This is a genomic window from Roseovarius ramblicola, from assembly GCF_042430665.1.
In the GTDB taxonomy this organism is placed as follows: domain Bacteria; phylum Pseudomonadota; class Alphaproteobacteria; order Rhodobacterales; family Rhodobacteraceae; genus Roseovarius; species Roseovarius ramblicola.
In genome coordinates this window covers 231862-249936 of sequence record NZ_JBHMEC010000017.1, presented here as the reverse complement: position 1 = coordinate 249936, position 18075 = coordinate 231862, and the positions used below count along the sequence as shown (strand labels likewise).

Here is an 18075-nt window from a genome sequence, read left to right as displayed (position 1 = left end):
CTAATCCTTGCGACGCAGCTCGACCGGGGCGAATGTCTCACCCTGCCGCAGCTCTGCGCGGCCCTCTTTCACAAGCTCCAGCGCCGCGGCAAAGGTCGAGGCCGTGGCCGAGCGCCGCGCCTGCGGGTCGGTGCCGAAACCCGCGGGCAGAAATCCCGCGATGTCGGTCCAGGACGCCCAGTCGCCGATCACCCCGCGCAACCTCTCAAGTGCTTGTTCCATCGTGTAAATCTTGTCACGATCCATGACATAGGGACGGAATTCGTCGCGCGTGCGCAGCCGCGCATAGGCTTGCATCAGGTCCAGCAGCGTCGCGCTGTAGCGCACCTCGCGCCGCCGCGTCACGTCCTCGGGCAGCCCCCGCGCAAAGAAATCCCGCCCCAGCCGGTCCCGCGCCATCAACCTCGCGGCGCATTCCCGCATCGCCTGAAGCCGCTCCAGTTGAAACGCCAGATGCGCCGCCATGTCCTCGCCCGACGGCCCCTCCTCGGCGGGGTCCGGCGGCAGCAACAGCCGCGACTTGAGATACGCCAGCCACGCCGCCATCACCAGGTAATCGGCGGCCAGCTCGATCCGCAGGGTGCGCGCCTGCTCGACGAAGGCGAGGTATTGCTGCGCCAGTTGCAGGACAGAAATACGCCTTAAATCAACCTTTTGCGTGCGCGAGAGCGTGAGCAGCAGGTCCAGCGGTCCCTCGAACCCGTCGACATCGACGATCAGCGCCTCCGCCGCAAGCCGCTCGGCCACAGGCGTCGGCTCCGCGCTGTCATCGAAAGTGTCTTCAGCCATTGCGCCGCCCGCCCGTCAACGCATCAAGCTGCGCCGCGAGGGCGGAAATGTCAACCGGATCGGGCGTCCGGCGGGCCGCCAGCGCCCGTTCGGCGCGGTCCTGCGCGGCCGCGCGCATCCCGCCAGCCGCCGCCGCCACCGCCTGCCGCTCGGCCAGCGTGCCGTTGCAGTGCAGCACCACGTCACAGCCCGCCGCGAGCGCGCTCCGCGTCCGCTCCACAAGGCTGCCCGACAGAGCGTCCATGCCGATATCGTCGGTCATGAGCAGCCCGTCAAAGCCGATGGAGCGACGGATTATCTCAATGATTACAGGCGATAACGTGGCGGGTCGCCCATCGAGCGCGTCATAGACCACATGCGCCGTCATCGCCATCGGCAGGTCGGCCAGCGCCTCGAACGGGGCAAAATCGACCTCGGCCAGATGCTCTGCCGGGGCGGTCACGCGAGGCAATTCATGGTGGCTGTCCGCGCCCGCGCGCCCGTGTCCGGGGATGTGCTTGACCACCGGCAGCACGCCCCCCTCCATCAGCCCGTCCGCCACCGCCCGGCCAAACAGCGCCACCCGCCCCGCCGTCTCGCCATAGCAGCGGTCGCGCAGGAACGGATGGGTGTCGCGCCCGGCCACGTCCACCAGCGGTGCGCAATTGCTGTCGATGCCGACGTTGGCCAGCTCCGCGGCGATGATCCGGTAGCGCAGGTGCAGCGCCTCCGCCGCGCACGCACCCGCCGCCACCGCGTGATCGAGCGGCGCAGGCCAGTCACGCCAATGCGGCGCGCGCAGACGCTGCACGCGCCCGCCCTCCTGGTCGATGGTGATGATTGCCTCGTGCCCGGCTGCCTCGCGCAGCTCATCACAGAGCGCACGGAGCTGGTCCGGCGTGTCGATATTACGCGCGAAAAGGATGAATCCGAACGGACGCGCCTCGCGGAAAAACGCCTTTTCCCCGGGGGTTAGCTGATGTCCTTCCACGCCGGTAATGATCGCGCCGAACGGTGTCACCGGCTGACCACCGGGATGCACTCGGCGCGCTCGGCCTGTAGCGCCGAACAGAACCGGCGCGCATCGGCTAGGTCGTCGAAGCCGACCGCACGCAGCCGGTAGAAGGTCCGCCCGCCGCTCTCGGCGCGTTGCACCACGCGGCGCTTGCCGTCGAGAAGGTCGCCGAGCCGGGCGCTCAGCCGCTCCCATTCCGCGCGCGCCACCTCGGCGGAGTCGAAGGCCCCGAGCTGCGCCAGCCGCGCGCCCTGCGGCAGGTTCCCGGGATCGATCTCGACCGGCGGCGCGCTCGTCGCCGCCGCGAGCGCGTAGGCAACCGGATCGGGCAATGCCGGACGCAAGCGCGGACGCAGTGACCGGCCCAGTCCGCCCCGCACCGTTTCGGTGTGCGCTTGCGGCGCGGGTTCGGGCGTGGTCTTTGTTGCCGGGGCTGATCGCTGCGGCTGCCGCGCCACCGCGAGATACACGTTGTCGAGGCGCGAGTCCGCAGGTGTCTGCGCCGCGGCGCTTGCCCGGCGCGGGACATCCCCGGGCGAGAGATCGAGCGGCGGTGGCGCGATGATCACCCGGTCGGGCGGCTCCGCCGTCGCCACCTGTGCCGCCACCCGGTTGACCGACAGGCCCTGATGCGCCGCCTCGCGCCCGCCCGGATCTTCCGGGGGCTCACGCATCGGCCCCCCGAGCGCACGCACCACCGGTACGCCCGACACGTCACGCATCATGACCTCGTAGCCCCATTGGCCGATCCCGACCAGAAGGCCAAACGAAACGAGCGCGCCCGCAATATACGTGATCTTGGCAACGGTCGCCACGCGACCATACTCTCCGGACTGCGCCCGGGATTCCTGCATCTCCGACATGCTCTGCCTCTCGCCCCGGCGATACATGGCCGCCGGGTCCTGATTACCTGCTCGCCCCGGTGGCGGCGGCGTTCAGCGCATCTCGTCCACCGGAATGACGCCAAGGATACCAAGACCGGCGCAAATCACAACAGTTGCAGCGCGCACCAGCGCGATTTTCGCGGCGGACGTGGCCGGATCGCCCTCCTGCAGGAAGCGCAGGGACGGATCGTCATGGCCGCGGTTCCAAAGGCCGTGCAGCTCGGAGGCGAGGTCGTAAAGGTAGAACGCCACCCGGTGCGGCTCGCCCGCGCGCGCGGCGATCTCCACCTGCCGGGGCCATTCGGCGATCTTGCGCGCCAGCGAGAGTTCGGCCTCATGTGTCAGCACCGACAGGTCTGCCCCCGAGAGCGCCGCGTCACCCGCTTCGATCCCCGCCGCCCCGGCCTTGCGCAGCACCGAATTGACCCGCGCATTGGCATACTGGACGTAGAACACCGGGTTGTCCCGCGACTGTTCCAGAACCTTGTCGAAGTCGAAATCCAGGGCTGCGTCGTTCTTGCGGGTGAGCATGACGAAGCGGGTCACGTCGGCGCCCACCTCGTCCACCACGTCGCGCAGGGTGACGAAGGTGCCCGCGCGCTTGGACATCTTGAACGGCTCGCCGTTCTTGTAGAGCCGGACCAGTTGACAGAGCTTGATCTCGACCGGCACGCGCCCGTCCGACAGCGCCGAAACGGCGGCCTTCATGCGCTTGACATAGCCGCCGTGATCGGCACCGAACACGTCGATCAGGATGTCATAACCCCTTGAAATTTTGTCGTAATGATAGGCTATATCGGGGGCGAAATAGGTCCATCCCCCGTCGGATTTCATGATCGGCCGGTCCACGTCATCGCCGTGTTCGGTAGATTTGAACAGCGTCTGCTCGCGCGGCTCCCAGTCCTCGGGCATCTTGCCCTTGGGCGGCTCGAGCACGCCGCGATAGATCAGCCCCTTGCCGCGCAAATCCTCAATCGCCGCCTCGATAAGACCCGTGCCATAGAGCGATTTCTCGGAGAAGAAGTGGTCCATCTCGACGCCGAGCGCGGCCAGGTCGTCGCGGATCAGCGCCATCATCGCGTCGGTGGCGAAATCGCGCACCTCGGCCAGCCAGACCGCCTCGGGCTGATCGACATAGGCAGTGCCGACCTCGCGCATCAGGGCCTCGCCCACCGGCTTGAGGTAGTCGCCCGGATAGGTGCCGTCGGCAAAGGCCACCTCCTGCCCGTGCGCCTCGAGATAGCGCAGGTAGACCGACCGCGCGAGCACATCGACCTGCGCCCCGCCATCGTTGATGTAGTATTCGCGCGTGACGTCATGGCCCGCGAAATCCAGCAGGCTCGCCAGCGCATCACCGAACACCGCGCCGCGGGTGTGGCCAACATGCAACGGACCTGTGGGGTTGGCCGAAACGTACTCGACGTTGACGCGGAGCCCCTTCCCCATTTCGGAGCGTCCGAAGTCCTTGCCCTGCCGTAGCGCGGCGCGCAGCACCTCGTGCCAGAGCGCGGGGGCGAGCCGCAGGTTGAGAAAGCCCGGACCGGCCACCTCGGCGCTGTCGATGCGGGCATCGGAGGCAAGGTGCCCGGCCAGCACGGTAGCGATGTCGCGCGGCTTCATGCCCGCCGGTTTCGCCAGCACCATCGCCGCATTCGTTGCCATGTCGCCATGCGCGGGATCGCGCGGCGGCTCGACGGCGACGTTGCCGAGGTCGAGCGCGTCGGGCAACGCGCCCTCGGCCTGCATGCCGCGCAAGGCATCGAGAACGAGACCGCGAATGTCGTCGAAGAGGTTCATGACCCGCCTTTCCGTGTTGGCACGCGCGCCGGTTTACCACCCTCGGGCCGGGCGTCAATCGGCTTGGACCACGCATCGTGGCCGTGTAGCCCTCGCCGCGCGTGCCCGTTCTGCATCGCCGGTGTCATGCTGGTTGCAAGGGGCGGTGCCGCGCCCAAAGGCAGATCACACGCCGTCCGGCATACGTGCCGCCGCCGTGCCGCCGACCAGCCGTGCATGGCTCTGCAATGCGAAGCGGTCGGTCATCCCGGCGATGTAGTCGCCCACCAGCCGCGCCAGCGCCGCGCGATCAGGCGCGCGCGCCACGTCGGCGCGCCATTCGTCGGGCAGGTGCCCGGGCGCGTCGAGATAGACGGGGAAAAGCTCGCCGATCACCCGCCCCACCATGCGCCGCATCTCGTTGACCGCGGGGGCGCGATACATGCGGGTGAAGAGAAACGCCCGGATCGCCTGCAGGTCCTGCCACATCGCCGGAGAAAACCGGATCACCGGCGCGCCGAGGCCGCGCAGTTCCTCGACCGAGTCCGGCGCATGCGCGGCGAGCCGCCGCTGGCTCTCGGCGATGACGTCGCCCACCATCTCGCCGAACACCCGGCGCAGCGCCTCGTGGCGGCGGCGCTTGGGGTCGAGCGCGGGGTAAAGCCGGTCCACCTCGGCATAGCAGGCATCGACGATGGGCAGTTCCGCGATCTCGGCATCGTCAAACAGCCCCGCGCGCAGACCGTCGTGAAGATCATGGTTGTTGTAGGCGATATCGTCGGCGATGGCGGCCACCTGGGCCTCGCCACCCGCGTGGCTGCCAAGCTCCAGCCCGTGCACCGCATCGCATTCCGCCAGCGCCAGTGGCAGATCGCCCGTCACCGGGCCGTTGTGCTTGGCCAGCCCCTCCAGCGTCTCCCATGTCAGGTTGAGCCCGTCGAAGGCGGCGTAGTGACGCTCCAGCACCGTCACGATCCGGAGCGCCTGCGCGTTGTGGTCGAACCCGCCATAGGGGGCCATAAGCGCGGCAAGCGCATCCTCGCCCGCGTGGCCGAAGGGCGTGTGGCCGAGATCATGGGCAAGCGCCACGGCCTCGGTCAGGTCGGTGTCGAGCCCGAGCGCCCCGGCGATCGTGCGCGCCACCTGTGCTACCTCGATCGAATGGGTGAGCCGCGTGCGGTAGTAATCGCCCTCATGCGCGACGAACACTTGCGTCTTGTGCTTCAGTCGGCGAAAGGCGCTGGAATGGATGATCCGGTCGCGGTCGCGCTGAAAGGGCGAGCGAAAGGCGCTCTCCGCCTCCGCCACGCGGCGGCCGCGGGTGCGGGCGGGGTCGGTCGCGTAGGGGGCGGTCATGGATCGGTCCTTGTGGCGCGGCGCTTGGAGCATATATTGCAGAAACACGCGACACGCGAAACCACCGAGGACGCCCATGCAACTGCCCCCCAAGGTCACCCCCCGCGCCTATGCCCGCCTCGCCGAGATCGGCGCGGGCGAGCAGGGCCAGGCCCTGCGCGTGGCGGTCGAGGGCGGCGGCTGTTCGGGGTTTCAGTACGACATCCGCCTCGACGCGCCGTCCGAGGATGACCTGATCCTCGAAGGCGAGGGGCAAAAGGTCGTCGTGGACAGCGTCTCGCTGCCCTTCCTCGCCGGGGCCACCATCGACTTTACCGAGGAACTGATCGGCGCGCGCTTCACCATCGACAACCCCAACGCGTCCTCGTCCTGCGGCTGCGGCACGTCATTCTCCATCTGAGCCTTGCGTCGCGCGTGGGCACGCGCGATACGAAGGAGCGGGACACCGCCGGAGGGATGGCCATGCGCATCGCATGCTTCAACATCAACGGGATCAAGGCGCGTCACGCCGCGCTCTGCGACTGGCTCGACGAGGCGTCGCCGGACGTGGTGCTGTTGCAGGAGATCAAGTCGATCGACGAGAATTTCCCGCACGAGATGTTCGAGGATCGCGGCTACAACGTCGAGACCCACGGGCAGAAGGGTTTCAACGGCGTGGCGATCCTGTCGAAGTACCCGCTCGAGGATGTCTCGCGCGGTCTGCCCGGAGACGACAGCGACGAGCAGGCCCGCTGGATCGAGGCCACGGTGACGGGCGATGCAGGCGCAGTGCGGGTCTGCGGGCTCTACCTGCCCAACGGCAACCCCGCGCCGGGGCCGAAATACGACTACAAGCTCGCGTGGATGGAGCGGATGCACGCCCGCGCGGCGGCGCTTCTGGCGACCGAGGAGCCGGTGCTCATGGGCGGCGACTACAACGTCATCCCGCAGGACGAGGACGCCGCCCGCCCCGAAGCATGGCACAAGGACGCGCTCGCCCTGCCCGAGAGCCGCGCGGCATTCCGCCGCCTGCTTCATCTGGGGCTGACCGAGGCGTTCCGCGCGCGCGTGGAGGGGCCGGGGCATTACACGTTCTGGGATTATCAGGGCGGTGCCTGGCAGCGTAACAACGGCATCCGCATCGACCACATGCTGCTCAGCCCGCAGGCCGCCGACCGGCTGACCGATTGCGGCATCGACACCGAAGTGCGCGGACGCGAGAAGCCCTCCGATCATGTTCCGCTCTGGGTCGATCTCGACATCTGAGCGCCGGTTCAGACCGCGAAGGGCCAGTCGCGCCGGTAATGACCGTCCGCGAAACCGGGGCTAACGCGACCCAGCCACGGCGCCTGCCACGCGCCCCCCAGCATCCAGTCAAGTTCCGGGTCGCGGATGCGCTTGGTGCAGCCATTGGGCACGAGGCCGATCTCGCCGAGATAGACCTCGCCCCCGCGCACGAACATGTCCACCCGGATGAAATCGAAATACTGCCCGATCGCCTCGGCGGCCTCGACCATCAGGTCGAGCCGGTCGGGAGGGGCCACCGGCCGCGCACCGCCCTTGCGCACGTAGAGCTGCTTGTCGAGCCAGGTCCCCGCGCGGCTGTAGACGGTTTGCCGATGCGTGCCCGAGCGGTCGGAATCGTGCTGATAGACCACGACCCGTCCGTTGCAGACGTAGAATTTCCAGTCGGCGGCATCGTCTGCGTCCTCGCGCAGGTCCTCCTCGAGATAGATCGCGCGCTCCATCAGTTCGTACCACCACAGGCTCAGCCGCTTGCTGTGCACCCGCTTGAGCCAGCGCCGCATGAGCGGGCGCAATTCCGCGCGGGTATCGTCGTCGAGCGGGAAGGTCACCGGCAGGTTGGTGCCCGAGCCATGGTTGCACTTGAGCCAGCAGGTGCCCGGCGCGATCTCGTCATTGCCGGGCAGCGCGGGCGTGTCCCCGCGCCACAGGATGCGCGGGCGGCGGACCTGCGCGCGCAGGCGCGGCGGCAGCCAGTCATGCGCGCGCAGCTTGTCCGACGGGGAGACGCGCGGTATCAGGCCGAAGAACTTGAACAAGAGCTGCTTGTTGGTGAAGGTCTGAGGGTCGATCAGCTCGGGTCGGCAATCGTGATTCCTACGGTAGATTTCGACCGACCGAACGAGCCCGGACGCGAAGTCCTCGCCCAGCATTTCCACGCCGCGCAGGTATCGCTGCGGCACCGGTTCGTGGATGCCATGCAGCCCCTCGTCGGCTATGCGCTCAAGCGCCCGTATGACGAATTTCTCGGCGCGCACCCCGTGCCCCAAGTCTGCGGGTGGTGCCTGCGCCCCCCGACCGTCAGCCATCGTTGACCGCCTGCCCGGCGGCGTCAATCGCGTTGTAGCCGTAAATCCAGTCGAATTGCCGGATCATCCGTTCCGGTGCCAGCCGTCCCCCGGCGCGCAGCGCGGTATGTGCGGCCCATCTCAGTGGTGGGAAGGCGAGGTGGTATTTCCACGCGTTGCCGCTCGCCGCCGCAACCACCCGTCGCGCGCGCGTCTGGCGCAGCGCCTGGTAGCGCGCCAGCCCCCTTGCCACGTTCCCCGCCGCATCGACCGCCGCTGCCAGCACCCAGGCATCCTCCAGCGCAAGGCATGCCCCCTGCGCCATGAAGGGCAGCGTGGGGTGCGCCGCGTCGCCGAGGATCGCCAGCCCCTCGCCGTGCCAGGCGCGGGCCACCTCGTGACGGAACAGGCCCCAAAGATTCACGGTCTCGACCGCGCCGAGCATCTCCTGAACCTCGCCGCAGAAATCGCCGAAGGCTGCGCGCAGCGCCTGCGGGTCGTCGGTCTGGCTCCAGCTTTCGGCGGTCCAGGCCGCGCGTTCCTGCACCGCCACGAGGTTGAGCAGGCGGCCCTCCCGCAGCGGGTAGCTGACCACGTGGCGCATCGGCCCCATGTCCACGCGCACCTCCGCCCCGCGCCCCGCACTGTTGGGGATCAGGGCGCGCCACGCCACCTGGCCGGTGAAGAACGGCACGCGGGGTCCATTGAGCACCGCGCGCACCACCGAATGCAGCCCGTCCGCGCCGACCACCAGATCGGCGTCGAACCCGGCACCGCTGGCCAGCTCGACGCGTGGGCGCGGTCCGTCGATGACGCCGGTGATCCGCTGCAACAGCCGGATTCGTACCCCCGCCGCGCGCGCGCCGGCCGCCAGGATGTCGATAAGATCGGCGCGGTGGAGGAAATGATAGCCGCCCTGCCCACTCCCCGGAAGGTCGAGCCGCAGCACCGCGCCGCCGCGGTAATCGCGTAATTGCACCGCCTGCGCCGACACCGCGCGCTGCCGCAACTCCCCGCCCAGCCCGAGCGCGTCGAACACCCGCGCCCCGTTGGGGCTGATCTGGAGCCCGGCCCCCACCTCGGCGATCGCGGGGGCCTGCTCGAACACGGTGACATCGGCCCCGCGACGCGCCAGCGCCTGCGCCACCGCGAGCCCGCCGATGCCTGCGCCGATCACGGCGATCTTCGTTGCGTTCAGACCCATCGGCCCCTTTCCCGAAAAAGACGCGCGCCGGAGGGGTGTCCCGGCGCGCGCCTGTCCGTTCCCGTCGCCCAAGGCGCCGCCTCAGTCGTCGCGGTGCACCTTTTCCCGGCGCTCGTGCCGCTCCTGCGCCTCGAGCGTCATGGTGGCGATGGGGCGGGCATCCAGCCGCTTGAGGCTGATCGGCTCGCCCGTCACCTCGCAATAGCCGTATTCCCCCTCCTCGATCCGCCGCAATGCGGCGTCGATCTTGGCCACCAGCTTGCGCTGGCGGTCGCGGGTGCGCAACTCCAGCGCGCGGTCGGTCTCTTCGCTGGCGCGATCGGCCACGTCGGGAATCGCACGCGTACCGTCCTGTAGGGATTCGATCGCCTCGCGGCTGCCTTCGAGCAATTCGAGCCGCCACCGCACCAGCTTGCGGCGGAAATATTCCAACTGCCGTTCGTTCATGAACGGCTCGTTCTCTGCGGGTGTGTAATCCTCTGGCAAGAACACTTCGGCTTTCATCTCGATCCCCTCATCAAGGCCAGTGTCCGGCATTTTTGACTCCTCAGACAGTCGGTGCCTTTGGGCGCTCATCTACACGCGGGACCGGGGAATGTCACTAGCCAATCACGCGCCATTGATGCGCCGGGGCGAAGCGTCTAGGGTCCCGCCATTGTTTCCATTTCCGCGCACGAAGGGGCCGAGCGACCGATGAAATTCGAAGGAACCGATGCCTATGTCGCCACCGGCGACCTGACCGTGGCGGTGAATGCCGCCGTCACGCTCGAGCGGCCGCTCCTCGTCAAGGGCGAGCCGGGCACCGGCAAGACCGAGCTTGCCCGGCAGGTGGCGCAGGCGATGGGAATGGAACTCATCGAGTGGCACATCAAGTCCACTACCCGCGCGGCTCAGGGGCTCTATGAATACGATGCCGTCAGCCGGCTGCGCGACAGCCAGTTGGGCGATGCGCGCGTGCACGACGTGGCCAACTACATCCGCCGCGGCAAGCTGTGGGAGGCGTTCGCCGCCGAGGAGCGCGCGGTTCTCCTGATCGACGAGATCGACAAGGCCGATATCGAGTTTCCGAACGACCTGTTGCAGGAACTCGACCGGATGGAATTTCACGTCTACGAGACCGGCGAGACGGTCCGCGCGCGTCATCGCCCGGTGATCATCATCACCTCCAACAATGAAAAGGAACTGCCCGACGCCTTCCTGCGGCGCTGTTTCTTCCACTACATCCGGTTTCCCGAGGCCGAGACGCTCAGGCGAATCGTCGGCGTGCACCACCCCGGCATAAAGCAGGAACTCCTCGCCACCGCGCTCACGCAGTTCTACGAGATTCGCGACACGCCGGGGCTCAGGAAAAAACCCTCGACCTCCGAGGTGCTCGACTGGCTCAAGCTGATCCTCGCCGAGGACCTCACGCCAGAGGATCTGCGCCGCGAGGGGGCCGACGCCCTGCCCCGGCTTCACGGCGCGCTCTTGAAGAACGAGCAGGATGTCCATCTCTTCGAAAGGCTCGCCTTCATGGCGCGGCGCGGGCGCTGAGAATTTCCAGATTCAGGCATTTTACCCCTGACATTGGGCGTAATCCGTGCCACCCATAGTCCAAAGGCGATCTTTCCGATCAAGGGGGTGCGCATGGATCATGCAAAGGTGATGACGCTCGTGCAATGGGCGCACGGTGCCGAGTGGCGGCTTACCCTGCAACATTCCTGCCCGCATCACGCGCTTGTGTGGATGACACGCGGGCAAGGCATCGCCATGGTCGAAGGGGTGCGCCGCGGTATCGGCGTGCACAACGCGCTGGTGCTGCCGGCGGGGACGATGTTCTCGCTCGACCCGGGCAAGACGGGATTCGGCCTGGTCTGCGAGATGCCTGCGCAGGCCGCCGCGCCGATGCCCGACCGGCCGGAACACCTGCGCGTCCGCGACGTGATGGGCCAGAACGAATTGACCGCGATCTTCGAGGCGATGCAGCGCGAGCAGAACGACGCGCGCCCGTTCTCGGAAGAGGCGGTGGACGCGCAGGCAGCGCTGATGAGCGTCTGGCTGCGCCGTGCCATGCTCTCGCAGCCCGAGGAGCCTGCCCCCGGTGCCGCCGAGCGACTGGTGCGGGCCTATGCCGCGCTGATCGAACGCCACCACGCCGGCACCCGAAGCATGGCCGACCACGCCCGCACACTGGGCGTGACACCGACGCATCTGACGCGCGTCTGCCGCCGCCTCTCGGGGCTGAGCGCCGCCGAGTTGCTGACCGAGCGAAGCCTGCATGCTGCGCGGGACCTGATCGAGGCTGGCGAGCGGCCCATGGCGCATATCGCCGCCGATCTGGGCTTTGGCAGCGCCGCCTATTTCTCGCGATTCATCCTGCACCACACCGGCAAGACCCCGTCGGATTTGCGCAGCGACGCCCGCGCACGCGCCGCATCCCCCGCCGCTGCCACGGCCCGGCATGTGATCTGACCGCCAGTTCGGCTTGCGTGCACAGGCAGGCCGGTTTCTAATGGAGCGCAGTCCAAGCGAGAGAATCCACTATGCCGCGCCCCGCCCCGCCCCGCCATCCCGGCCTCGCCTCGCTGTGCAACGATCTTCGCGCGGGCCGAATGGGGCGACGTGCATTTCTGGGCCACGCCACGGCACTCGGGCTGGGCGCGGCGGCGGCTCTGTCGCTTGCCGGATTGCCGGGCCGGTCAAGCGCCGAGCCCGCAATCGTGCCCGGCGGCACGCTGCGCATCCAGCAGAACGTCAAGCCGCTCGGTGATCCGCGCAGCTTCGACTGGAGCGAGATGGGCAACCTGACCCGCGGGTTTCTCGAATATCTTGTGGAGTACCGCCGCGATGGCACGTTTCACGGCATGCTGCTCGAGAGCTGGGACGTGAGCGCCGATGCCACGCGCTACGTGCTGCGCCTGCGTCCGGGCGTGCGCTGGAACAATGGCGATGCGTTCACCGCACGCGATGTGGCGCACAACATCACACGCTGGTGCGACAGCACCGCGCCGGGCAATTCCATGGCCAGCCGGTTCCCGGCGCTGATCGACCCGGCCACCGGGCAGGCACACCCGGGCGCGATCGAGATCACCGACCCGCTGACCGTGGTCCTGCACCTCCACCGCCCCGATATCTCACTCATCGCCAGCATGTCGGATTACCCGGCGGCGATCGTGCATCACAGCTATGAGGGCGGCGATCCCTTCGCGCACGGCGTCGGCACGGGTCCGTTCCAACCTGTCAGCCATGCCGTCGGCCAACGCTGCATCCTCGAGCGCAACAGGGCTCATCGCTGGTGGGGAACGGAGGTGTTCGGCGGCCCATGGCTCGACCGGGTGGAATTCATCGACCTCGGAACCAACCCGACCACTTGGCTCGCCGCCGCGGAGGCCGACGAGATCGACCTTCTCTACGAGAGCGTCGGGGCCTTCATTCCGGCGATGGATGCCATCGGCTGGATTGCCACCCGCGTCGAGAGCACCGCCACCATCGTGTTTCGCGGCGCGCAGAATGCACGCATCGTCGGCACCAATCCATATGCCCGCCGGGGCGTGCGCCGCGCGCTGGCGCTGGCGGTGGACAACGCGATCTGCCTCGAGCTGGGCCACGAGGGCCGCGGTACCGTTGCCGCCAACGATCACGTCAGCCCCCTGCACCCCGCCCATGCCGATCTCGGCCCGGTCGCATACGACCCGGCCGAGGCGCGCCGCCTGATCACGCAGGCCGGGCTCATGGGGTTCAAGCACGAGCTTGTTACCCTTGACGACGAATGGCAGCGTTACAGCGGCGACGCGGTCGCCGCGCAACTTCGCGATGCGGGCCTGAGGGTGAAACGCCGGATCATGCCGGGAGCCACGTTCTGGTCCAATTGGCGCGAGTATCCGTTCTCCGGCACGCAGTGGAACCACCGCCCGCTCGCCCTGCAGGTGCTCGGGCTGGCCTACCGCTCGGGGGCCGCCTGGAATGAAACCGGCTTTGCCGATGACGGGTTCGACGCCCTGCTTGACGAAGCCAACGCTATCTTCGATGCCGATGCCCGCCGCCGGATCATGGCGCGGCTTCAGTCGATCCTGCGCGAGGAGGGGGTGATCATCCAGCCCTATTGGCGCGACCTGCACAACCATCACAATGGTCGCGTCGTGAATTCCGCCAAGCACCCCGCGCACGAGATTCATCTCTACAAGATCGGGTTTTCGGCCTGAGCAATAGCTCAGCTCCCGAGGATCACACGCACGTAATTGCGCGTTTCCTTGAAGGGGGGCACATCATTGTATTTCTCGACCGCCCCCGGCCCGGCGTTATACGCCGCCAGCGCCAGCCGCCACGAGCCGAACTTGCGGTATTGTGCGGCGAGGTAACGCGCGCCACCCTCAAGATTCTGGCGCGGATCGCGCGGATCGACGCCCAGCAACCGCGCCGTCTTCGGCATGAGTTGCGCCAACCCGATCGCGCCCTTGTGCGACACCGCATCGGCACGCCATCCCGATTCCTGCTGCACCAGCCGCAGGAACATGTGCTCGGGGACGCCATGGCGCCGCGCCGCCAGCTTCGCGATCTCGAGATAGGGGCCCCGATAGCTGCCCTTGAACAGCGGCGACGGCGAGAGGTCGCCCCATATCGTCGGCGTGACAAAGCCGGGGCGTTCGAGTTGCACGGTGCTCTTGCGCTCCTGCCGTTCGCGCCGGTCGAGAACGCGCGCCTGCGACGCGAACACGTCGAGCCGCCCCTTTGTCGAGAGCGTGTCGGCATGACCCGCCAGCGGCAGGGCCAGCACGGCGACCAGCGTCACCAGTATCCAGCGCATTGTCTCTAGATCCCCCGATCCGTTTCCGGCGGAACATACAGGATTCCGCGCGATTTTCGAGCCCTTTCCGCCCTGAGCCATCCGAAGCGCGGGAAATCGCCGCCCGGAGGCGAATTTTAACCTTTCCTTCATGCTGTTGCAGTGGTGTAACCGGAGACAAGGCAATAGCGAGAACAAGGAGGGCATGATGGCCGGCTCCGTCAACAAGGTGATCATCATCGGCAACCTGGGCCGCGACCCGGAGGTGCGAACGTTCCAGGATGGCGGCAAGCTGTGCAACCTGCGTATCGCAACCTCCGAGACGTGGAAGGACCGCAACACCGGCGAACGACGCGAACGCACCGAATGGCACAATGTCACGCTGCGCGGTGACGGTCTGGTGCGCGTGGCCGAGCAATACCTGCGCAAGGGCTCCAAGGTCTATGTCGAGGGCCAATTGCAGACCCGCAAGTGGCAGGACCAGTCGGGTCAGGACCGGTATTCGACCGATGTGGTCGTGGCGGGGCTGGGCGGCGTCCTGACGATGCTGGATGGACGCGGCGATGCCGGCAGTGGCGGCGGCGGTGGTGGCGGTGGCTATGGCAGCGACCGCGACCAGGGCTATGGCGGCGGCGATTACGGCGGCGGGGCCCCGTCCGGCCGTCCCTCCGGCGACATGGATGACGAGATCCCGTTCTGATCCCGAGCCCACCCGGGCCGCTTTGCCTCTGGTCATTCTGCGTCGCGGCGTCTAAGGCGCAGACGGAACAGGATCAGGACATAGCCCAATGGATATGCGCAACATCGCCATAATCGCCCATGTCGACCACGGCAAGACAACGCTCGTGGACGAGTTGCTCAAGCAGTCCGGCGCCTTTCGCGCCGGTCAGGCGGTGGACGAGCGCGCTATGGACAGCAACGCCCTCGAGCGCGAGCGCGGCATCACCATCTTCGCCAAGCCCACCTCGGTGGTGTGGAAGGGTACCCGCATCAACATCGTCGATACCCCGGGCCATGCCGATTTCGGCGGCGAAGTCGAGCGTATCCTGAGCATGGTCGATGGCGTGGTGCTGCTCGTCGATGCCGCCGAAGGCCCGATGCCGCAGACCAAGTTCGTCACCTCCAAGGCGCTGCGCCTGGGGCTGCGGCCCATCGTCGTGCTCAACAAGGCCGACAAGCCCGCCGCCGAGCCAGACCGGGTGCTCAACGAGGTGTTCGACCTTTTTGCCAACCTCGACGCCAACGACGATCAGCTCGATTTTCCGCACATGTACGCCTCGGGGCTCAACGGCTGGGCAGATCACGCGCTCGACGGGCCGCGCCGCGATCTCTCGGCGCTCTTTGACCTGATCGTCAACCATGTCCCCGCGCCGCGGCAGATCGCCCACGCGAATGACGATTTCCGGATGCTCGCCACCACGCTCGGTGCCGATCCGTTCGTCGGGCGTATCCTTACGGGTCGCGTCGAATCGGGGCGGCTCAAGGTCGGTCAGACCGTGCAGGCCCTCAGCCGCATCGGCCAGAAGATCGAGCAGTTCCGCGTGAGCCGCATCCAGGCGTTCCGCGGCCTCGCCAGCCAGGATATCGACGAGGCCAGCGCCGGCGACATCGTCACCATCGCGGGCATGTCCAAGGCCACCGTGGCCGACACGATCTGCGCGCTCGCTGTGGACGAGCCGATCGCGGCGCAGCCGATCGACCCGCCCACCATCTCGGTCACCTTCGGCATCAATGACAGCCCGCTCGCCGGTCGCGACGGCAAGAAGGTCCAGAGCCGGGTGATCCGCGAGCGGCTGATGAAGGAGGCCGAATCGAACGTCGCCATCAAGGTCAGCGACACCCCGGGTGGCGAGGCCTTCGACGTGGCGGGGCGTGGCGAATTGCAGATGGGCGTTCTGATCGAGAACATGCGCCGCGAGGGGTTCGAGCTCAGCATCACGCGCCCGCAGGTGCTCATGCGCGAGGGCGAGGACGGCGCGCGGCTGGAGCCGGTCGAGGAAGTCACCATCGACGTGGATGACGAGTTCACCGGCGCGGTGATCGAGAAGATCACCGGTCCGCGCAAGGGCGATCTCGTCGAGATGAAGCCCTCGGGCGCGGGCAAGACCCGGATCGTGGCGCATGTGCCGTCACGCGGGCTGATCGGGTATCACGGCGAGTTCCTGACCGACACGCGCGGCACCGGCGTGCTCAACCGCGTCTTTCACGGCTGGGTATCGCATCGCGGACCGATCCCGGGGCGCCGTGCGGGCGTGCTCATCTCGATGGAATCCGGCGAGGCGGTGGCCTACGCGCTGTGGAACCTCGAAGAGCGCGGGCGCATGTTCATCGGCGCGCAGGCCAAGGTCTACGAGGGCATGATCATCGGCGAGCACAGCCGCGAGAACGATCTCGAGGTCAACCCGCTCAAGGGCAAGAAGCTCACCAACGTGCGCGCCTCCGGCACCGACGAGGCGGTGCGCCTGACCACGCCGATCACCCTCAGCCTCGAAGAGGCGATCGCCTATATCAACGATGACGAGTTGGTGGAGGTGACACCGAACGCGATCCGCCTGCGCAAGCGCCATCTCGACCCGCACGAGCGCAAGCGCGCCGCGAAACAGGGCTGAAACTTCACTCTTCGTCTCGCGCTTGCGAAAGCATGTTGCTCAAAAGTGGGAACCGGTTTTGAGCTCCTTGAACATGCGAAATCAATAATTCAGAGTGTGCCGCGTGAATGCAGATGAACGCGACACACTCTAGGCAGACCTTATGAAAGCCGCATCCTTCATGCTGGCCGCCGCCCTCGCGACCGCTGCGGTCGCATCAACGGCGGAGACGCTGCGCTGCACCGCTGGCACGGTCACCGCCGTGGCCGATGATCCGGCGCTGGCGCAGCGCATCTGCCGACACTCCGAGACCGCCCTGGCGGCCTTTGCGGCCTGCGATTTTCCTGCGCTCGCCGCCGTGACCATCACCGCGGTGACAAAGACGGAGCGGGGCTGTCTGGGGCTGTATCACTGCGGCATTGATCGGATCGACGTGCTGACGCCCGAGGCGATGCAGGCGATGCGGGCCTCCGACAGCATCTTCCGAGAGGTGCCGATCGGACCGTTTTTCGCCAGCGTCATCCGCCATGAGCTGTCCCATGCTCTCTATGACCGGACGCCGTGCCCCTATGGCGACTGCCTGGCCACCAGCGAGTACTTCGCCTACACGCAGCAGATTGCCGGCCTGCCAGAGGCCCACCGGCACCGGATCGAAGCCCGGCAGACGCCGGATGAGCCCGGCAACCGTGCCTCGGTGAGCGCCATCATGCTGATGATGAACCCCAACCGCTTTGCCCTGAATGCCTGGACGCATCTGAGCGCGCGCGGCGACGCCTGCGCATATTCCAGGCAAATCCTCGACGGCACCGTCCTGTTCGACCGCCCTCACCCCTGATGGCTCAGGGCGAGATCACGAAGCTTCCCACCGGCTCCAGACCGTCACTCGTGCGGCGGGTGACAATGATCTCGCCCGAGGCCACGCCAAGACCGGTGAGCGCGGTGATGTTGACCTGATGGGTCACGATCAACAGCCGCGTATCGCGCGGCAGTGCCGCGATCTGCACGCCTATGGCCCTGATCTGCCCGGCGCGGTCCCCCCGCCCGCCATAGAACGAGTTGAGCGCCGGTCTTTCCTCGGGGTTCCCCATGTCCAGAAGCGTCGCCGTCTCGCGCGTGCGGCACCACTGGCTGGTCCAGACTGCATCAAAGCGAATGCCGGCTCCGCGCAGCGCCGCGCCGGTATGCCGCGCCTGCGCGCGGCCCCGGGCATCCAAGTTGCGCTGCGTGGCGCAGGACCCAAGGTCGAACCCTTCCGGATCACCTGTCCCGGGCGCGAGCGCATGGCGCATGAGCGCCACCACGCCAGGCTGCGAAAGCATCCCGACGGGTTGCGCCTCCACCGCGGTGACGGCAATGGCCAACCATATCGTCAGAACAATCCTCATGCGCGCCCCCATTGCCGCAGCAGGAGGTAGGACGGTTGCGGGGCGC

18 protein-coding genes are annotated in these 18075 nt (G+C 67.5%); 8 read left to right on the top strand and 10 right to left on the bottom strand.

Translation table 11 applies throughout. The annotated features are described in order from the left end of the window. The 5 genes from ACFFU4_RS11845 to ACFFU4_RS11825 all read right to left on the bottom strand — a co-directional run bounded on the left by ACFFU4_RS11845 (position 1) and on the right by ACFFU4_RS11825 (position 5799). Positions 1-789 carry a segregation and condensation protein A gene (locus tag ACFFU4_RS11845; RefSeq protein WP_377069977.1) on the bottom strand — a complete coding sequence of 263 codons (789 nt, stop codon included), beginning with the start codon at positions 787-789 and terminating at the stop codon, positions 1-3. After that, complete coding sequence (gene nagZ / locus ACFFU4_RS11840) at positions 782-1789, bottom strand: beta-N-acetylhexosaminidase (protein ID WP_377069976.1); 1008 nt, start codon at positions 1787-1789, stop codon at positions 782-784. The genes ACFFU4_RS11845 and nagZ overlap by 8 nt, the downstream gene beginning before the upstream one ends. Beyond that, on the bottom strand, positions 1786-2646 hold the full coding sequence (locus ACFFU4_RS11835; RefSeq protein ID WP_377069975.1) for an SPOR domain-containing protein: 861 nt from the start codon (positions 2644-2646) through the stop codon (positions 1786-1788). The genes nagZ and ACFFU4_RS11835 overlap by 4 nt, the downstream gene beginning before the upstream one ends. A gap of 72 nt (positions 2647-2718) precedes the next feature. Further along, positions 2719-4464, bottom strand: a complete 1746-nt coding sequence (gene argS, locus ACFFU4_RS11830) for an arginine--tRNA ligase (protein ID WP_377069974.1) — start codon at positions 4462-4464, stop codon at positions 2719-2721. A gap of 165 nt (positions 4465-4629) precedes the next feature. Then, positions 4630-5799, bottom strand: coding sequence for a deoxyguanosinetriphosphate triphosphohydrolase (locus ACFFU4_RS11825; RefSeq protein WP_377069973.1), 1170 nt, complete (start codon positions 5797-5799; stop codon positions 4630-4632). A 76-nt stretch (positions 5800-5875) separates the two neighbouring features. Here ACFFU4_RS11825 and ACFFU4_RS11820 point away from each other — a divergent pair, with 76 nt between their 5' ends. Both ACFFU4_RS11820 and xth read left to right on the top strand, forming a co-directional pair. Continuing rightward, a complete protein-coding gene (locus ACFFU4_RS11820; protein ID WP_377069972.1) occupies positions 5876-6199 on the top strand; it encodes a HesB/IscA family protein in 324 nt (107 codons plus the stop codon). 62 nt (positions 6200-6261) lie between these two features. Further along, the gene (gene xth / locus ACFFU4_RS11815) at positions 6262-7044 is read left to right on the top strand and encodes an exodeoxyribonuclease III (protein WP_377069971.1); all 783 of its coding nucleotides are present in this window, start codon (positions 6262-6264) and stop codon (positions 7042-7044) included. Positions 7045-7052: 8 nt separating this feature from the next. Here xth and ACFFU4_RS11810 read toward each other — a convergent pair whose 3' ends face one another. The 3 genes from ACFFU4_RS11810 to dksA all read right to left on the bottom strand — a co-directional run bounded on the left by ACFFU4_RS11810 (position 7053) and on the right by dksA (position 9831). Further along, complete coding sequence (locus ACFFU4_RS11810) at positions 7053-8111, bottom strand: ATP-grasp fold amidoligase family protein (protein WP_377069970.1); 1059 nt, start codon at positions 8109-8111, stop codon at positions 7053-7055. Beyond that, positions 8104-9294: an FAD-dependent oxidoreductase gene (locus ACFFU4_RS11805; protein ID WP_377069969.1), complete on the bottom strand. Its 1191-nt coding sequence runs from the start codon at positions 9292-9294 to the stop codon at positions 8104-8106. Before ACFFU4_RS11805 ends, ACFFU4_RS11810 begins: the two co-directional genes overlap by 8 nt. Before the next feature lie 81 nt (positions 9295-9375). Further along, positions 9376-9831, bottom strand: a complete 456-nt coding sequence (gene dksA, locus ACFFU4_RS11800) for an RNA polymerase-binding protein DksA (RefSeq protein WP_377069968.1) — start codon at positions 9829-9831, stop codon at positions 9376-9378. Positions 9832-9987: 156 nt separating this feature from the next. Here dksA and ACFFU4_RS11795 point away from each other — a divergent pair, with 156 nt between their 5' ends. The 3 genes from ACFFU4_RS11795 to ACFFU4_RS11785 all read left to right on the top strand — a co-directional run bounded on the left by ACFFU4_RS11795 (position 9988) and on the right by ACFFU4_RS11785 (position 13475). Beyond that, positions 9988-10827 (top strand): AAA family ATPase, encoded by an 840-nt coding sequence (locus ACFFU4_RS11795; RefSeq protein WP_377069967.1) that lies wholly within the window; start codon positions 9988-9990, stop codon positions 10825-10827. A 93-nt stretch (positions 10828-10920) separates the two neighbouring features. Then, positions 10921-11745, top strand: coding sequence for an AraC family transcriptional regulator (locus ACFFU4_RS11790; protein WP_377069966.1), 825 nt, complete (start codon positions 10921-10923; stop codon positions 11743-11745). 71 nt (positions 11746-11816) lie between these two features. Next, the gene (locus tag ACFFU4_RS11785) at positions 11817-13475 is read left to right on the top strand and encodes an ABC transporter substrate-binding protein (protein ID WP_377069965.1); all 1659 of its coding nucleotides are present in this window, start codon (positions 11817-11819) and stop codon (positions 13473-13475) included. 8 nt (positions 13476-13483) lie between these two features. Here ACFFU4_RS11785 and ACFFU4_RS11780 read toward each other — a convergent pair whose 3' ends face one another. Further along, entirely contained in the window at positions 13484-14077 is a 594-nt protein-coding gene (locus ACFFU4_RS11780) for a lytic transglycosylase domain-containing protein (protein ID WP_377069964.1), read from the bottom strand. A gap of 187 nt (positions 14078-14264) precedes the next feature. Between ACFFU4_RS11780 and ssb the strand changes: the two genes are divergently transcribed. The 3 genes from ssb (at position 14265) to ACFFU4_RS11765 (ending at position 17479) form a co-directional block, all read left to right on the top strand. After that, positions 14265-14756 carry a single-stranded DNA-binding protein gene (gene ssb, locus ACFFU4_RS11775; RefSeq protein ID WP_377069963.1) on the top strand — a complete coding sequence of 164 codons (492 nt, stop codon included), beginning with the start codon at positions 14265-14267 and terminating at the stop codon, positions 14754-14756. A gap of 88 nt (positions 14757-14844) precedes the next feature. Then, on the top strand, positions 14845-16665 hold the full coding sequence (typA, locus tag ACFFU4_RS11770) for a translational GTPase TypA (protein WP_377069962.1): 1821 nt from the start codon (positions 14845-14847) through the stop codon (positions 16663-16665). A 160-nt stretch (positions 16666-16825) separates the two neighbouring features. Next, the gene (locus tag ACFFU4_RS11765; RefSeq protein WP_377069961.1) at positions 16826-17479 is read left to right on the top strand and encodes a DUF6639 family protein; all 654 of its coding nucleotides are present in this window, start codon (positions 16826-16828) and stop codon (positions 17477-17479) included. A 4-nt stretch (positions 17480-17483) separates the two neighbouring features. On the opposite strand, the gene ACFFU4_RS11760 is transcribed toward ACFFU4_RS11765, so the two are convergent. Next, the gene (locus ACFFU4_RS11760) at positions 17484-18029 is read right to left on the bottom strand and encodes a histidine phosphatase family protein (protein ID WP_377069960.1); all 546 of its coding nucleotides are present in this window, start codon (positions 18027-18029) and stop codon (positions 17484-17486) included. Positions 18030-18075: the final 46 nt, after the last annotated feature.

Coding starts and splice junctions, on each gene's coding strand:
- ACFFU4_RS11845 (WP_377069977.1), bottom strand. CDS start 789: ATGGCTGAAGACACTTTCGATGACAGCGCGGAGCCGACGCCTGTGGCC.
- ACFFU4_RS11835 (WP_377069975.1), bottom strand. CDS start 2,646: ATGTCGGAGATGCAGGAATCCCGGGCGCAGTCCGGAGAGTATGGTCGC.
- argS (WP_377069974.1), bottom strand. CDS start 4,464: ATGAACCTCTTCGACGACATTCGCGGTCTCGTTCTCGATGCCTTGCGC.
- ACFFU4_RS11825 (WP_377069973.1), bottom strand. CDS start 5,799: ATGACCGCCCCCTACGCGACCGACCCCGCCCGCACCCGCGGCCGCCGC.
- ACFFU4_RS11820 (WP_377069972.1), top strand. CDS start 5,876: ATGCAACTGCCCCCCAAGGTCACCCCCCGCGCCTATGCCCGCCTCGCC.
- xth (WP_377069971.1), top strand. CDS start 6,262: ATGCGCATCGCATGCTTCAACATCAACGGGATCAAGGCGCGTCACGCC.
- ACFFU4_RS11810 (WP_377069970.1), bottom strand. CDS start 8,111: ATGGCTGACGGTCGGGGGGCGCAGGCACCACCCGCAGACTTGGGGCAC.
- ACFFU4_RS11805 (WP_377069969.1), bottom strand. CDS start 9,294: ATGGGTCTGAACGCAACGAAGATCGCCGTGATCGGCGCAGGCATCGGC.
- dksA (WP_377069968.1), bottom strand. CDS start 9,831: ATGCCGGACACTGGCCTTGATGAGGGGATCGAGATGAAAGCCGAAGTG.
- ACFFU4_RS11795 (WP_377069967.1), top strand. CDS start 9,988: ATGAAATTCGAAGGAACCGATGCCTATGTCGCCACCGGCGACCTGACC.
- ACFFU4_RS11790 (WP_377069966.1), top strand. CDS start 10,921: ATGGATCATGCAAAGGTGATGACGCTCGTGCAATGGGCGCACGGTGCC.
- ACFFU4_RS11785 (WP_377069965.1), top strand. CDS start 11,817: ATGCCGCGCCCCGCCCCGCCCCGCCATCCCGGCCTCGCCTCGCTGTGC.
- ACFFU4_RS11780 (WP_377069964.1), bottom strand. CDS start 14,077: ATGCGCTGGATACTGGTGACGCTGGTCGCCGTGCTGGCCCTGCCGCTG.
- ssb (WP_377069963.1), top strand. CDS start 14,265: ATGGCCGGCTCCGTCAACAAGGTGATCATCATCGGCAACCTGGGCCGC.
- typA (WP_377069962.1), top strand. CDS start 14,845: ATGGATATGCGCAACATCGCCATAATCGCCCATGTCGACCACGGCAAG.
- ACFFU4_RS11765 (WP_377069961.1), top strand. CDS start 16,826: ATGCTGGCCGCCGCCCTCGCGACCGCTGCGGTCGCATCAACGGCGGAG.
- ACFFU4_RS11760 (WP_377069960.1), bottom strand. CDS start 18,029: ATGAGGATTGTTCTGACGATATGGTTGGCCATTGCCGTCACCGCGGTG.